The sequence below is a fragment of the Caballeronia sp. GAFFF2 genome (assembly GCF_023631485.1).
Classification (GTDB): domain Bacteria; phylum Pseudomonadota; class Gammaproteobacteria; order Burkholderiales; family Burkholderiaceae; genus Caballeronia.
In genome coordinates this window covers 1-16425 of record NZ_JALQDA010000001.1, presented here as the reverse complement: position 1 = coordinate 16425, position 16425 = coordinate 1, and the positions used below count along the sequence as shown (strand labels likewise).

Below are 16425 nucleotides of genomic sequence, written 5' to 3'. Positions count from 1 at the left end.
ACATTGAAACACTGAGCTACATTTTTCTTTCTGCCTCCCCCGTGACCTTTGGCGACGCGCCTTTATCCCCACCGCCGAGTGCCACCAATAGCGCCGCGCGGGTCGTCAAACGGTCGAAGTGATTTTGTGCCAAAGCTTCCTGAATTTGTTGCACCGACTGCTGGCTTTGCAACCACGGCTGTACGTCCGTTTCACCGGCAGTGAAACGCGCTTTGGCCAAGCGTTCGGCTAAGCGAGACTGCTCAAGTCGCTCCTGCAGCTTGGCCTCTTCGCGTTCGAATTGAGCGCTAGCCGTCAACCTGTCTTCGACCTCCTGGAGCGCAATATAAATTGCCTTTCGGAATTGGAGCGCTGCGACGTTGTAATCCGACTGCGACACTTTTATTCGCAGCTGAGTCCGGTTCCAATCGACAAATGGCAACGCGATGGCCAGCCCCACGTTGGCCACAGGATTGGTTAGGAAGCGCGCTAGGTCATCGCTCAATGTACCCACGGAACTGGTAAGCGATAGCGACGGATACAAGCTAGCACGAGCAACATCGATGTTCGCTAGCGTTTGCCGCACTCGCCATTCCGCTGCACGTACATCAGCGCGGCGATGAATAACATCCGCTGGTAGTCCCGCAGCTACCGGTGGGAGGGATCGGGTGATCAGTCTATCCGGGATGTCGATGGCGGTCTCGGGTGGCCCGCCTACTAGGATCGCCAACGCGTTTCTATTCTGCAAAAGCTCCTTGGCGATTTGATCGATGGTCACTTCTTCGGCAAGCACAGTCTGCCGCGCCTGAACGACATCGACCCTGGACGCGCTTCCCGCATCGTAGCGCGCCTGCACTATTGCAAGAGTCCGCTTGGCGTAGGCCAACCGGTCCTTAGAAAGCGTTAAGCGCTCGTTAAGCAAGCCAAGCATCCAGTAATTCTTCAAACATGCGCTAATTATTCCTAGTCGAGCCCAATCTGCGCCGTGCTCTTCTGCATTCGCAAGCCAGTTCGCTGAATCGCGTTCAGCAGCTAGCTTCCCACCAACGTCTAAGTCGTAATTAAGCGACGCGTTGACATCTCCTCCGCGCGAACGCATGCGGCGCAACGTGAGAGACTCCGTGCCCCAACCAATGTTGCCGCCCACGGTGACTCTTGGCGTCATATCCGTCGAAGTGTTTGTTGCCTCCAATTGCACTTGACGCAGGCGGTCGGCCGCTATCAGCAGATCAGTGTTAGATTCAACGACACTGCGGACTAACCGATTAAGGCGTTCATCCCCAAACTCCCGCCACCATTCCTCTGCAACGTTCGATCCATTGGCCGCCGTCGGAGCGCTCCAGTTCACTGGGACTTCTGCTGGCGGTACTCCTGGCAGTTGCGGCGCAACACAGCCAGCAATCGACAGAACGGCGCAAGCAAACGAAGCCTCGCTGGATCGCTTTGCGATTGTAGACAGTCTGCGGCTAATCATGTGCAAGCGCGTCGATAGGGTCGAGCCGAGCAGCACGGCGAGCCGGCATCAAACCAAAAATAACGCCTACGAGCGTCGACGATGCGAATGCTGTCGCAGCTGTGATGGGAGACTGAAGCATCGCCCAATCATTGGCAAAGTAAGAGACACATTCACTCAACGCGAGGGACAGGACCAGTCCTATCAATCCACCTGAAACGCAAAGAAACACTGCCTCTAAGAGGAACTGCTGCAAGATATCGCTGTGTCGCGCCCCTACCGCCATGCGGATTCCGATTTCGCGCGTGCGCTCTTTGATTGAGACTAGCATCATGTTCATGACGCCGATGCCGCCAACACCGAGCGTCGTGATCGCTACTACGATCATAAGTGTTGTCATAATGTCTTGGGTCTTATTGAGTAGCTTGGCAAAACTATTAGCATTGAACGTAGCGAAGTCCTTGCGACCATGACGCTGCGCAAGCACGTCACTGAGACGGGCTTCCGCGTCGTCAGTGCTGTGATCGCCAAGCACACGCACGATAAGTCGATCCGGCAGCTGGCGTCCCATGACTCGGGTTGTTGCGGCCGACAGTGGCATCCAGACGTCTAATGCACTGGGGTCGGAGAACATGTCGCGCTTTTCTTTTACGACCCCTATCACTGTCGCTGGCGCGTTGTTGACCGCGATAACTTGGCCCATTGCGTCGCCGTACTGGCCAAATAACTTTCGCTGCGCTGCCTGACTAATAACGACCACTTGAGTATTCTTTGCGAATTCGTCGTCATCGAATCCCGTCCCTCGCAGGAAGCTCAAACCTCGCACCCTGAAATAGTCTTTGTTCACACCAACAAGTCTTCCGCGTCCGTGAGCGTGTCCATGCTGTATCAGAACAAATTTTTCAATTTCGGCCGTCCCGCTATCGACATAGTCCTGGGCCGCCAGTAGCTTCAAATCGGCAAGCGTTAATGACTTTCTCAACGATGGGCTCGCCTTATCGGAGTCGCCGATCGGCCAGAAGGTAATTGTGTTCGTTCCCAACGAGCGGATCGTGTCAAGAGTGCGTTCTTCCGCACCAAGGCTTAGCGCGACTATCGACACTACTGCGGCGACGCCGATGACAACTCCGAGCATTGTGAGTGCTGTACGCAGCCGGTTATTCGCGAGACTCCTCAGCGCGATTCCCACGCTTGTTCGTAGGCAACCGATACGTGTTACCACACTCCTCTTCTGACAAGATGCGCCCATAGCGGGGCATTCATTTTTTTCGCCGGAAATCGATAAGCCAAGCCAGTGCGAACCGACAGGCAGCGCAACGCTAGAATAAGCATCCTCAGTTTTCGCCGTAGAGGTTGGCCTGTCATCCACGATCTTGCCGTCCTCTATTTTGATTACTCGATGAGCATGCTCCGCGACGCGTTCATCATGAGAAACCAAGACTACTGTGTGACCCTGACGATGAAGTGCGTCAAAGATCTCCATGACCTCGCGAGCGCTCTTCGAATCCAACGCCCCGGTAGGCTCGTCACCGAGTAACACCGTCCCGCCGTTCATCAACGCTCGCGCAATGCTCACTCGCTGCTGCTGACCACCTGATAGCTGATTAGGACGATGCCTGGCCCGACGCGCTAGCCCGAGAAGGCTTAAGAGCTTTTCAGCGCGATGACGTCGTTCGACGGACGGCGTGCCCGCGTACACTGCAGGAACTTCCACGTTCTCCGCCGCGCTTAAGTGAGAAAGCAGGTTGTAACGCTGGAAAATGAATCCAAAATATTCACGCCGCAGCTTCGCCAATTTTTCGCCATCTGCGTCGAACACAAGTTGACCATCGAGTTTGTAAGTGCCGGCACTTGGGCGAGCAAGACATCCGATGATATTTAGTAGGGTTGTCTTCCCAGAACCAGATGTCCCAACGATAGCGACGAATTCGCCGGCATTGATGGTGAGGTTTATATCTTCAAGAACGACTATGTGCTCACCTCCCGCTTCATAGTGGCGACTAACATTCGAGAGCTGAATAAGCGGCTCTGACATGATTAGCTCCCATCTGAGATAGCTGGGTCTGTAGGCGAATTGAATGCCAATCCGTCGTCAATAAGCACCGCCTCTCCAATAGCAAGCCCATCGCGAACTTCTGCCTTAACGTTGTTGTTCAGGCCGATCCGAACGCTGCGCTGAACAATCTCGCCCCGATCGTTGATAACCCGAACTTGATACCGCCCATCAGGTGCTTTTGCCCCCAACGCTTCGGACGGAATAATCAGGACCTCTTTACTCGAATTGATCGCTACTCGAACGTCGGCGGTCATCGCGATACGAAGCTTGCGTTTCGAATTAGGAACGTCAAAAAGCGCGTTATAGAAAACGGCCCGGTGCGTCGATTCTTCGCCGCCCGTACCGCGTTGACGAGCGGATTCAATATACCCCCGGGGCGCCGGCTCTATCGAACGCAGCTTCCCGCAGTAATGTTGGTCCGGCTCCCCTAGGGTCGTAAAGCAGGCAGTCTGGCCGAGACGTACCCGATGCACGTCCGCCTCGGACACTTCTGCGCTCACCGTCATCGTGCCGAGGTCGGCAAGCCTCAGTATGACTGGAGTTTCCTGCTGCGCATTTACCGTTTGCCCCTCTCGCGAAACGATCGCTACGACTTCTCCCTCGCTCGGTGCGACAATCTTCGTGAAGTCAAGATGTGCCTTGGCAGTTTCGACTTTCATGTGGGCACTGCGGATACTGGCGTCAATGCTCTCCAGCTGGGCCTTTCGACTCCGATACTCAGTCTCAGCTCTGATATTGTCCTGACGCGAGGTTGCTTCTTCGGCGAGCATGAGGTGATGGCGACGCATTGCCATTTCGGCTTCAAACAGCTTAGCGTGCGCGGCTGCCCTGTCTGCAACCAGCTGATCCTCGCGGGCCTGCTCTTCTTTCAGCTCGTTTTCTGCGACGGTAGGGTCGATCTCCGCAAGCAATTGCCCTTTCGTTACCTTGTCTCCAACGTGAACCTTCAAAGATTTGATTTGGCCGGAAGCCTGTGAACCCACGTCTACCTGGGTTCTACCTTCAAGCGTCCCTTCTGCCAAAACCACGTCGTCAACATCACCTTTTTCTACGCGCACAGTGCGAAAGTTCGATTTCATATCAATCCGGCACCACAGCGCGGCGACAACGACTGCAGTGATCGCAAGAGCAAGGACGACCACCACCAAAAATTTCTTTAGCATGATGTTTCTTAGCAAACGCGAAGACGTTCCTACGAGCGTGCTGCAAGCGTGGGTTGAAGTGCGCAATAGGGAACCGCCTCAAGATGAGTCAGCGCCGTTGCCCTCCTTAACTTCGTCTGAAATTGACCGCTCGTGGTCACGGGGAAGTGCAAAGGGATAGCGGTAAGCAGTTAAGGCGCGACAGAATCGAAAGGATGCTGACCTGGGCGTATCGCCCATCGGTGGGATCTTTCCCAAGGACAAAACTGCGGCGGACTGGCTGCTGCCGATGCCGGGCTCAGCACAGAGCTAGTGTGTTGCGGCAAATGATAATCATCGGAAAAGAGCGACCACAGATTGATTAGGACCGCTCAAATCACACAAATGGCCGGCCCTACTACACACATTCCTGAATTTTTTAATAGCCGAGATTTCCTTCCGCAAGCTAGCCAACAACTACTCTACCCGCCCGAATCCTCTATCTGGAATGCGACACGTACGAAAGTGGCAAAGCCACATTGGCTTCAGCAGTTACGGCGTTGTTCCTCCGCTTATATCGAGACGAGATTTCCCTGGCGCTAAGATGGACTGAACTTGAAGGAACGGTTCCGGCGTCTTCCGTTCCAGCCTTCGCCACCCGGCCAAGGAAACCGTGAATCAGCATTGCACGCGCTTCCGGCTTTATCACCGAACTTCTCCGGTCTGCTGGCAGTAGGTCGCTGTCGATCCATTTGCATTCTTATGGATTCGCGCCTCTTAAAGGTCGATTGGCACAGTGAGACACACGGTGCGCGCAACGCCATGTCTGACGTCTTCGCGCTTGTTATCCAATTGAAGCCGAAACTTGATGCAACAGGCAATCCGGTGAAGGTTACCTTTCCCATCCGTTCGATCCCTGAACCTCGAATTTCGAGTCTAGGAGATTCGTCGTCCATCTAACATTGGACGTGTACGAATCTGTCGCTCTGAGTTGGCAGCTGTTGCGACGCATCGTTACCGCAAGCGTGTGAGCGTTCATTGATCCATACAGGCGACGCAGGAATGCGTCTCTCGAAAATCAAGAAGCAGGCAGTGATGCCGAACGCTCGCCGGGGGCGGTAGCGGGCCGGGCACGGGCGGTGGCAAGCGGCTGCATCTGGGCCGGCAAGTGTTTCTGTTCAAGCCCGCTCTGTGAAATGTTTCATCACGACGGCGGCTAATTCCTGTAGCTCCGACTTCTCATCAAAGCGCTCCTCGCGTCGTGACCTGAGAAAGAACCGAGCCTTTGGGAGGCTTGGAAGCGTTGGTTTTGACACCTGCCGCAATCCAGGTCGCGCGGCCGCAGAAGCATTGAGACAACCCACGCCGAGCCCAGCTTCTAGGGCGGCGGTGAGGTCGTCAACGCCGGACGCGATATGACTCACATAGAAAGCAATGCCCCTTTTACGAAGGCTATCTATTGCAAGGCGATGCAGCGAGCAGAATTCCGGCAGGAGGACAAGGGGCAAGGGGCGCCCCGGCAGAGGATTCGAGCGTTTGGCACCAATCACCCACTGCAGTGGCTCGACACCGAGCTCCGTGCTGTCGTTCAGCCGAAGCGACTTTACGCCTATTAGGCTCATCAGCAAGGCAAGTTCGATTTCGCCTCGTTCATACGCTGCCTGAATATCGGAGCTCATGCCAACGAGGCTTCGCAATCGGATCCGGGGGCAGTCTGTCACTGTTCGCGCGAGCAGTTGTCCGAGTTCTGCGCTGCGAAAGTAACCCGTAACACCGATTGCTATCTCGATGTCCTCGGGAATCGCATGCATGTCTCGCCATGCAGCTTCCGACAAACCGACGATCCTCCTTGCGTGGCGTAACAGTTGAATGCCTGCAGCGGTAGGCGTGACGCCGCTCTTGGCCCGCAGCAGCAATGTCTGACCCGCTCGGGCTTCAAGCTTCGCAAGTTGCTCGCTCAAAGCTGATTGCGAAAGACTGCGCGCAGGGGCAGCAGCCGTAATGCTCCTTGCTTCCACTGCGGCGATAAACGATTTCAGTTGCTCGACGTCGAAAACGTGCATTTCATCCCCCGGAGATGCCGATGGATCATAGCTGATCTTCCCGCTTTTCGGATTCGTTAATGACAGCCACTATACGAGCATTAATCACAGACAGGAACGAACATGCCTCATATCAACATTCAAACTCAGGATCTCGTGATCGTGATCTTGGCCGCCGAGCCGCCGAAGCGATTAGTCAGCTGACAGCGGACGTCCTTGGCAAGGATCCGGCTGTCATGGCCGTGACACTCGACTACATCGCCGACGAGGATTGGCTGATCGGGGGGAAAAGCCTAGCTGAATTGTCTGCTGCATCGTATTTCGTCGAGGTGAGCATTACCGACGAGACAAATACAAAGGCAGAAAAGGCCAACTTCATCCGCCAAGTGCACGAAGTAATGTGCGGCTTGAGAGCAGAGGTTCACGAAGTGTCATACGTGTATCTGATCGACGCTCGCGCCGCCGCATATGGATTCGGCGGACGGACGCAAGAGTGGCGACACCAGAAGGCAGGCGTCTAGACGATCGTCTCAAGATTCGTGGCACTTGCCGAGACTCACAATGGGCATTGGTCACGGGTCATCCACTTTTGATGAGAAAGCCATGCTCGCGGACTTTTTGGAAACAATCGGCTCGCTCGGTGTGTTGGCCAGCGCCGTGGCCTGCTGCAAAAATGCTGGATCCAGTCGCACTCGCCCGCAACTGAACGAAAACGTTCGACACTCGAACGGGTGCCTTCATCGCCGGCCGAAGGTACGTCACTTCGAGTCAAATGCGGATCGCGAATGTACAGGTAATGCATTAAAAGATTCTGCCATGAAGGATCGTCCTATCCCCCGGGACGGTTTCGTTGACTAGCAGCGCGCGAATTACGAGTGCTTCTTACGGTAACGCCAGAGTCTCGCCGGCACCGCTAGACACAGTGCTCGCAAGCACCGCTGCTCGCGATCGCTGGGGCTACACGATCCATCGGCGGCTTCGGTCCGGATCATCAACGCGTGTTGGTTGCCAATCGTCGAGGACACCTCTACCGGCTGACAAGGCCGGTCATTTGACCGATATACGAAGCCAGCGATGGATGCGATCGTGCTTGCTTCGCATCACACTGGAGAGGCGCGATTAGCAGCGTGCGCCTCACAGATATTCGATATTACTTGGAGTATCTCAATGAAGTTGAAGGCAATAGCGGTCGCTGCCATCGCCTGTGCTGCGCTTCTCACAGCAGATCCGGGTTTCGCGCAAAGCATTAGCGATTCCGCGTGCGGGTCTGCAAAGAACGTCGTGCTGGTACATGGGCTTTTTGCCGACGCTTCCAGCTGGATGAAGGTCATTCCACTTTTGCAAGCCAAAGGGCTGCACGTTACGGCGGTACAGAACCCCACCACCTCCCTTGACGCGGACGTCGCTGCCGTTAAGCGTGTCCTCTCCCAGCAGGATGGCCCGACGCTGCTTGTCGCCCATTCCTATGGTGGGATGGTCATCAGCCAAGCGGGCGATGATCCCAAGGTATGCGGGCTTGTCTACGTCGCTGCGCGTGCGCCCGACGCGAATGAGGACTATGTTGCCCTGACCAAAAAATTTCCGCCCGCGCCTGCTTCCACAGGTTTGCAGTGGTCACCCGACGGTTATGGAAGTCTGTCAGAGCAGGCATTCGTCAATGACTTTGCGGGTGACCTTCCGAAGTCGGAGGCTCGTGCCTACTTCGCCGTTCAGCAACCGGTGGGGCGGGCGATCACGATGGCAAAAACGACCCTGGCCGCATGGCGCGACAAACCAACGTGGTACGTGGTATCGACCGAAGACCGAACCATCAACGCCGATTTGGAGCGCTTCATGGCCAAGCGCATGCACGCAAAGACCACTGAGATCGAGGCCAGCCACGTTGTGCTCATTTCGCATCCGAACGAAGTTGCAGATCAGATACTGGCTGCCGTTGCTCAACAGCGATAAGTCTGCCAATCCGTGCATCGATCGAACCCTGGATGTCTCGTACGCGGTGATACTCCTTTGGTTGAGCGTAGCTGAGACGCAAGAGCGTGGAAGAAGGAAGAATTAAGAAAGAGGCCCGCAGCCGTCATGGGGCTGAAAATGTGATCGCGCTCAATTCGGCGTGAAGTGTAGTGCGCAAGTTCGTACCGGTAAGTGCAGCATTGCGCCTCGTCTCACCGACTGTCTAGCGTCGTAGCATAACGGCGCCTACATCCTGCGCCGTCCGATCTGCTCATCGAGGCGCCACACGAGGTTCACGGAAAATCGACGATCAAGCAACGGGGTGGACAATCCTAATCTCATCGCTCATGACTTCCGATCAGCGAGCAGGCGACTCGTGATTACCGTTCCGGAAACAGCTACCTCTACCGCACACGCCCTTTTGGCTCGCGAGTGCGATCGATCGGGCGCTACCGCTGCTCCTACCTCTCATGGTGTCTATCGTTCCGGCGCTCCGGCTGAGTCCAGCAATATATCGCCGGCGAATCCGGTCACGCATTTATCGGTCTTATGGCCGTCTGCTGACGGTCGAGCGCAAGGCTCTTTTATTGGACGATGACGACGACCGTCATTCGCTGCTTGAAGGACTGGCTTCGGCTGAACAGTCGCTAAACGACTTCAGCGTCCGTTTCCCCATGCTGATGCGCTTTATTTCCTGTGCGAACACATCGGCCTGGTGCAGGCACATCTACGGGTTAGGAAAGGACGCTTTCTCCTATCTGAACATCGATGTGCGATGAAGCGACTCTCGAGCCCTCACACATCACAAACTGCTCAAGGAACCGCAGGCGCAGTCGATAACCTGAAAGGCTGTGCATGCCTTCCTCAGCCCGGCCTATGTTCCGGGTGCATCAACTTATTCTTGACACAAGCAGACATGCGGCATTTCATCAGCACTCTTTTTCTTCTTGCGCTTCCTTTCCTCGTGTCGTGCGGAGGAAACTCCAATACACCGTCGAATGGAGCTGCGGCAGCAGCAAACGCAGCCTCCTCGACGGCGTCGACGTCTGCTCCTGGCGAATCGGGCCCAGCGACGACCGCTACCGGTGCGTCGGCGCCGGCATCGACCTCCGCCGTCGTGGGCACAAATGAGCCGAACCCGGCGACAACAGTTGCGGATAACGTATTACCGATTAGCGTGCAAACGCCGAACTATGACATCAACCGGGCCTTGATTAGCGTCACCGTCTGCGTGCCCGGCACGTCGATGTGCGAAACGGTCAATAACGTCATGGTGGATACAGGCTCTGTTGGCCTGCGATTGCAACGTTCCGCGCTCAAACATCCTGAACTCTTCTCGGCGATGGCAGGACCCGACGCACATGCGTTGGCGGAATGCTATCGCTTCGTCTCATCGGCCGCTTGGGGAGTAGTGACTCGCGCGGATGTCCGGTTAGCTGCCATCCAAGCATCGAGTGTTCCAATTCAGATCGTTGATGAAGCAAGCGCGTCGTATGGCGATCATCCGCGTCCCGACTCCTGTTCGAAGGGCAGCAAGCCGACGTCGAACGGAACGCTCGGGATTGCTCCGGTATCCCTCAACGATTGCAAGGATCCATGCTTCATTTCGCTCAGAACACCTCGGTACTACGAGTGCACTGCAGAAGGGTGCACGCCCATCGCTAAGCCCGTGGCCGCGAATTTTCGCGTTGTTCATCCGATAGCGGCTCTTCCGTCTGATAACAATGGCTACGTGCTCAACGTACAGGCGGTTCCGGAGTCGGGCGCGAGCGCCACACCGGGGACGCTTACGCTCGGCATCGCAACGCGTTCGAACAATTCACTCGACGTTACCAACGTGATCGATCTCGCGCCGGATGGAACCTTCACGACGGTTTGGAACGGGCAGTCGTACTCTGCGAGCTACTTCGATACAGGCACCGAAGAATATTACTTCGCCACTTCGCCGGCTGGAGTGCACGCGTGCGGCTCTCACTGGTGCGCAGCGCCCGAAGCAGCGTTATCCGCGACCCTGAAGGGCCAAACTACGGAAGCGACCGCCAATTTTCGTGTCGGCGATTCAACCAGTCTGATTAACAGCGGTAAGGGCGCGTTCAGAAATATTGCCATTGTCGCTAACAAGGACTCGCGCGCCTTTGTCTGGGGTATGCCGTTCTTTGTCGGACGCAAAGTCTTTATCAAACTGACTGACGGGTCGAGCGGTTCCAGCAATGCGTATTACGCGTTTTCCGATGCCGTTTTCCCCTAACGCGTGATGCGGTAGGAAATTGCACGCCGAAGCGACATCGCACCGGCTCACGCCACCCTCAAGTTGATGGTCCGCAAGCCGTCAATAAAAGAGATGGTTCGGGAACTGAAAACGTGCATCGACGGTGCGATCGCTTCATCAGGGAGAAACAACATAAGCAGCGAGCGCGCCCTGGGCGCATCGCCATTCACATAAACCCAGACTGAACGTCCTTGAACTCGTGAAACCAACCCTTATCAGTGCCGCAACGCTCGCGGTTTTTTGTTCCGTATTTGCAGGATGCGGAGGCAGCTCTGCGCCTTCGACCTCCGGCAGTGTCTACATGGGTCCGCTCAGCAACGCGACGGTCGAGGTTCATGAGCTTGCAGCGGACGGCACCGTGTCCGACAAGCCCGTCACAACTACCACTACCGCGTCCGACGGCTCATTCACGCTTAAATCGGCACTGCACTATCCGGTGTTCGTACGGGTCACGGGCGGTTCTTACGAGGAAGAGGCAACCGGCACCGCGACCACGCTAAACGGCGAACTTGACGCGGTCTACCTGACCGCGCCGTCTCAGATGGTAGTTTCCACCTATTCGAACGCCGTCGTTGCCGACGCACGTGCTGCGGGCGGCCTCACTGCCGACAACATTGCCTCGGCGATGTCGCGTATGAACGCCTTTGCGGGCGACATCGACGTGAGCTCGACCACACCGACTTTCGTTTCGAGCGGCACTACGACGGACGTTTCCGATGGCTCGAAGATGGCGCTCGCGCTCGGCGCGGAGTCACAGAGCCGCACGTCGCTCGGCCTCTCGGTCGTCGAGAGCACGCAAAATATCGTCGCGCAAGCCGGCAACGGCGACAACCTCGCACAATGTAACGCCGGTGCAGGCAACATCAACTCTGACGGCACGCTCGACGCACCGGTCAGCGGTAACTGCGCGATTACCACTGCCGCGGCCGCTTACGTTGGCGGCAGTCACAACAAGTCCGGCATCAAGAAACTGTCGGCACTTAAAAATGTGATTCCCGGTCATGCAGCCGCAGTATCCATCAGCAGCGCGGCGTGCACGAATCGCGAAAAACTGTTAAGCGAGCTCGGCACGCTCTTCGCCAATCGAAAGAACGAAGTTCAGGCACAGCTCGGAAATGGCGTCACTGTGGCGAACTGGAAAAACTTTGCCAACGGCGGCACGTGGGGTCCATTCGCCGCGAGCTACGGCCCGGTCACGGCGGCAGCTTGCGGCAGCGACGTCGGCGCGTTCCAGCGCGAACTGGTCATGGCTGTGGAGAACTACTGGGTCGATCAGGGCATCAACTATTGCCACCATCACATCCCCGGCTGGTTACCGCCGAAGTCGCCCGCTAAGTTTCGCAACTTCTCCTCGGGCAGTACTTCTGGCGGCAGCACGTCCAAGATGACCTGCACCGCGAACCGTCGCGCCGATGGGTCGCAGAGCCTCACGCCTTTGACGCAAAGTGACGAGATTCAGTGGCAAGGCGTCGATTGTTCAGACTTCACCTCATGGGTGTACAACTTCGCGGGTCTCACGCAGGAAACGAATAACCTCGAGACGGGGATCGGTTCGCAGGCTTGCTCTACAGGCGATGATCCGCTCGTAAGCTCAGGCCAAAAGGAGCCGGGTGTGTTGCTGGATATCAACCAGGGCAACATCGCCAACATGGTCGGTTACTTGAAGCCGGGCGACCTGCTGTACATTACGCAAAAGGCGACCGTCCCGGCTAACGTCGGCACGGTCACGACAGCGGACGGCTACGATGTCTCGCACGTTATCACTTGGACCGGCAAGCATTACAGCGAGCTCAGAGCGAGCGATCCGGCGCACTTCGATCTGGGTACGCTGGGCAAGGTCGGATCGCGTCTGGGTGTTGACATCGCATCCTACCTGTCGACGTTGGACGGCAAGCCCATGCCGGTGTCCGAGTTGGGAGAATCGACGGACAAGGATCCGTGGATGATCATCGACAGTCACGATGCCGGACCGGCCTATCGTCCCTTCGTAATCAAAAATGCGACGATGAAAGCCGACTGGTACGCCGCGAGCCTCTCGCATGTACGCCGAATTATCGAAGCCGACAAGGTACAGACCGATCCGGCGCTCGCACCGCTCGTCATCACGCAGACAGTAAGTTCGAGCAACAACGCAGGTCCAGTGCTGACATTTGCGTCGAAGGCGTCATGGGCGAGTGGCACGAATGGCTACAAGCTGATTTATCAGCGGCCGAAACCGGGCGCTACACCCGCTTGCTATCGGGTAGGAACTCCGCCGGTTGCCGCAAGCACAGCGGCGGCGCAGTAAAACTCGTTGTTGACTGGCCGCCGTTCTTAATGGCGGCTAGTCTTACATTGAGGCTTTTCTCCCAGAGCAATTAGCGGCCACGTATCTGCGCGTGGTCGATCTCCACTCAATCAAGCCTCCTGACATACACTTATTTTCGCGGTTACAGCGGTTACATCAGTTACGCTATCCACGGACCCTTATCAGGCAAGGCTCGTAGCGTAACCGTTTTTTGTAACCGCGATTTGCTGTAACCGCGCAATCTGCTCTGGACCATTCAAACCCGTAGCCGGTGTAACCGCAGGCGCGGTTACAGGCGTGCACGGTTACACCGTCGCGGTTACGCGGAAAAGCCCATCTGATAAGGCTTCAATCTGACCTGTAACCGCGTAACCGCTGTAACCGCGTTTGCAGCAAGGTCAGAGAGTCTGTTCCCACAGGGCAGATGTGAAGACGTACACCTTAGTAGGCCCTTTGCCGGGAACCCGTTCGGCGCGCTGGGCCCAGCCGATGGCAGCGGGCTTGATCCAACCCGCGTCTATCAACGCCCGTGCAGCGGCTTTGAGATCTTGACCAATACAAATCTCTCGCCTGAATACCTCAGGGAAGACTAGGTATTCGACGCCCCCATCAACCATGCGCCGATATCCCGCACGATTAGGCGTGGGTCTTTCGCTTTCTGAGTAAAGGTCTGTAAAGCGCGACTCCTCATGAGCTTCGAAGAACGCTTTGACTTGGGAAAGGATTGCCGCGTGCTCGTGATTGCCGGCACCGCCTCGGGTCTCTAGCCATGCTCGAAAACACGTGGCTGCGGCTGCGAGTGTTTCACCGGGCTGCCATCCGGTGATTCCGCGATCCGTCGCATACTCGCCTGCCAGGCCGAATAGGGCGAGCCGCTTACAGACGCGATGCGCCTGACCATTTGCGTCAGTCGGTAGGTCCTCGGCTTCCTGTGTCGCCTAGCACTCGCAGTTCGACCCGCTACACAAAATTGGTGTAACAGGTGTAGCCGGTGTAACTTTGGCCGCAAACCCAAACTGGGCAAGAGTTTCCGCGTTACACAAATCGCGTTACACCGATTGCGTGTTACACCGCCAGGTGTAACACGGTCTCTCGCCCGTCACGAACAACGGCGAGGCGAGCCATGAATAGCACGCTCACCGAGATCCTCGGTTCCTGTGAACGCTGTACCTGCCCGTCGTTATCGGTGCGGGCACGACGGTGAACGGAATCGAGCGAAGCAATACCGCGTTCGGCGTGCCCTGCGCGACCCAGCAAGCCGCGTGGGCGGCGGCACGCGAAATGTGCGAACAGATGGATGGCGTCGGCTTCTGCGTGGGCCGCCTCGATCCTGTCTCGGAGAGAGGGGCGCGCCCTGGCGACTAAGAAAAAGGACGCAGATCCGCGCGGCAGTTGGACAAGCTCTACGCGGAAATGATCCGAAGTCACGCCTATCGCGCGCTCAGCATGCCCGCGCGCTGTCTGATGTGGGACATGAAGTCGATGGTGACCACGACGAACAACGGGTCCATCGGCGCCCCGCTCTCGGTGAGGAAAAAACAGTTCGGCTGGAGTTCTTCATCGGCGCTGAGCAAAGCGCTGTATGAGCTCCGCGCGATGGGATTCATCGCCGTGACGAAGCAGGGAGGATTTAAAGAGGGGACGCGTGTTTGCTCGTTGTACCGCTTTACTGATCTGCCCGTCTACGAGCATAAAGCCAGCGATCGACAGCCCCGGCAACCTGGTCACCGGATCCGGGGCGCAGCCGCTAGGTGCTCGCGTTACGGCCTGAGGTCGACATCGGTAGATTCGTTGGAGTGCTTCTGTCCGAGCGCGAGCAGAACCAATTCTTTCGCCGCGAGATTAGGGCACACGAAGATGACGAGATCGTTCGTCTTAGCGGCCGCGAGTTCGTCGGCGACGATCTTCCCTGCAATAGCGGAGTCATCTAGAACCGACGTACGAATATCCTCGAAGACGTGCAAGTCGAACTTTGCAATCGGCGAGAAGTCAGTACCGTCTTCCAATGCCACGATGAACTTTTGACCATGGGTCGAACATTCAAAGCGCTGCCCCTCTGTGGAGATCAAGCGAGATGTTTTCATGCGGCGGCCTAGTAGATCGCAGCCCCGGCAGCCGCGAGGGATTTCGTGGTTTCGGACCGCTAGAACGCTTCGCACATAAGCTGCCGGGTGTTCGCGCTGCGCAAACAAGTTAGCACGGATTGCTGCGGCCTACTTTTTGTCCATGCTTTAATAATAGTAAAAATCTGCTTAATTACATGTTCTGGCGGCGATGCTTTTGCCTCCGCATCTCGGTACGTTGGAGTTCGCGCGCCGGCGCCATATAGCAAAATGAACCTGTACGACTGTCAAATGTTGGCCGCTAGCATCAGGAAACGGGTTGACAACGGAATACTGAATGGCCAACAACTTGCGATTGAGCTCGACCATCTTGCAGACGCACTTGCGCCCTGTGTGGGGACGGACTGGCGCGTCCAGACATCCTTATCTGTTGCACGCTCGTTACTAGCACTTAGAAAAACGCTAGAGGCACTTTTCCGCCTGGAGCGCCTGATCTCGGAAGAGGTGTGCCGTCGTGACAGCGACTGAGGATCTTAGAACGTCCGGCACAAGGAGGTGACGCGTGAGTGGCGACCGCGTTATAAGTCAGCACCGCGCGCGGACGTCGAGCGGACGCCGTTCCTAAAACTTTAGGACCTGAGATCAGCACACTTCTGTGCCGATCTCCACGACATCGACGCCGCGCTAACATGGATAAAGTGTCATCGGTGTAACGGTGTAACGCGATCACATAGTTGGTGTAACGCCGAAAGGCTTATGAGACAGGGCTTTCCGGGACGCGTTACACCTGCTACACCCGTTACACCGACATTTCGATGATCGCGAGAGACGCGTTACGAAGACCATACGCGGGAAGTAAATACATAGACGCGTGTACTCCCCTTCCCCGGAATGCGCTCAACTCGTTGATACTTTCCGTCGGGCGAAACCCGAATCCAACCCGCATCCACAAGCACTTTGGCAGCGCCTTTCGGATCAAAGCCTTGAGACACTTCGCGCTTAAAAACTTCCGGAAAGACAAGGTATTCCGAAGCTCCATCAACTGCGCGCCTAAACCCGGCGCGATTCATGGTTGGTCGGTCTGAAACATCATTGAGGTCGGTGAATCGCGATTCTTCGTGGGCCTCGAAGAACGCTTTGACGTGGGAAAGGATTGCCGCGTGCTCGTGATTGCCTGCGCCGCCTCGGTTCTCTAGCCATGCTCG

The 16425-nt window shown here is 56.5% G+C and carries 8 protein-coding genes and 2 pseudogenes; 4 read left to right on the top strand and 6 right to left on the bottom strand.

Features of this window, described 5'->3' with window-relative positions:
• Positions 1-16 precede the first annotated feature (16 nt).
• The 4 genes from NCT04_RS00050 to NCT04_RS00035 all read right to left on the bottom strand — a co-directional run bounded on the left by NCT04_RS00050 (position 17) and on the right by NCT04_RS00035 (position 6672).
• A complete protein-coding gene (locus tag NCT04_RS00050) occupies positions 17-1453 on the bottom strand; it encodes an efflux transporter outer membrane subunit (protein WP_250462475.1) in 1437 nt (478 codons plus the stop codon).
• Positions 1446-3467: an ABC transporter permease gene (locus NCT04_RS00045; protein ID WP_250462376.1), complete on the bottom strand. Its 2022-nt coding sequence runs from the start codon at positions 3465-3467 to the stop codon at positions 1446-1448. The genes NCT04_RS00050 and NCT04_RS00045 overlap by 8 nt, the downstream gene beginning before the upstream one ends.
• Before the next feature lie 2 nt (positions 3468-3469).
• Positions 3470-4651 carry an efflux RND transporter periplasmic adaptor subunit gene (locus NCT04_RS00040; RefSeq protein WP_250462374.1) on the bottom strand — a complete coding sequence of 394 codons (1182 nt, stop codon included), beginning with the start codon at positions 4649-4651 and terminating at the stop codon, positions 3470-3472.
• A gap of 1136 nt (positions 4652-5787) precedes the next feature.
• Positions 5788-6672 (bottom strand): LysR family transcriptional regulator, encoded by an 885-nt coding sequence (locus NCT04_RS00035; RefSeq protein WP_250462372.1) that lies wholly within the window; start codon positions 6670-6672, stop codon positions 5788-5790.
• Between the two features lie 102 nt (positions 6673-6774).
• Here NCT04_RS00035 and NCT04_RS00030 point away from each other — a divergent pair.
• From NCT04_RS00030 to NCT04_RS00015, 4 genes and pseudogenes are all read left to right on the top strand, one after another.
• Positions 6775-7172 (top strand): annotated as a pseudogene (locus NCT04_RS00030) (tautomerase family protein).
• 646 nt (positions 7173-7818) lie between these two features.
• Entirely contained in the window at positions 7819-8601 is a 783-nt protein-coding gene (locus NCT04_RS00025; RefSeq protein WP_250462370.1) for an alpha/beta hydrolase, read from the top strand.
• A 916-nt stretch (positions 8602-9517) separates the two neighbouring features.
• Positions 9518-10849, top strand: coding sequence for a DUF3443 family protein (locus NCT04_RS00020; RefSeq protein ID WP_250462368.1), 1332 nt, complete (start codon positions 9518-9520; stop codon positions 10847-10849).
• 322 nt (positions 10850-11171) lie between these two features.
• Positions 11172-13157: a hypothetical protein gene (locus NCT04_RS00015; RefSeq protein ID WP_250462366.1), complete on the top strand. Its 1986-nt coding sequence runs from the start codon at positions 11172-11174 to the stop codon at positions 13155-13157.
• Positions 13158-14917: 1760 nt separating this feature from the next.
• On the opposite strand, the gene NCT04_RS00010 is transcribed toward NCT04_RS00015, so the two are convergent.
• Positions 14918-15241, bottom strand: a complete 324-nt coding sequence (locus NCT04_RS00010; protein WP_250462364.1) for a hypothetical protein — start codon at positions 15239-15241, stop codon at positions 14918-14920.
• An 812-nt stretch (positions 15242-16053) separates the two neighbouring features.
• Positions 16054-16425, bottom strand: a pseudogene (locus NCT04_RS00005) (DUF927 domain-containing protein); the annotation flags it as partial.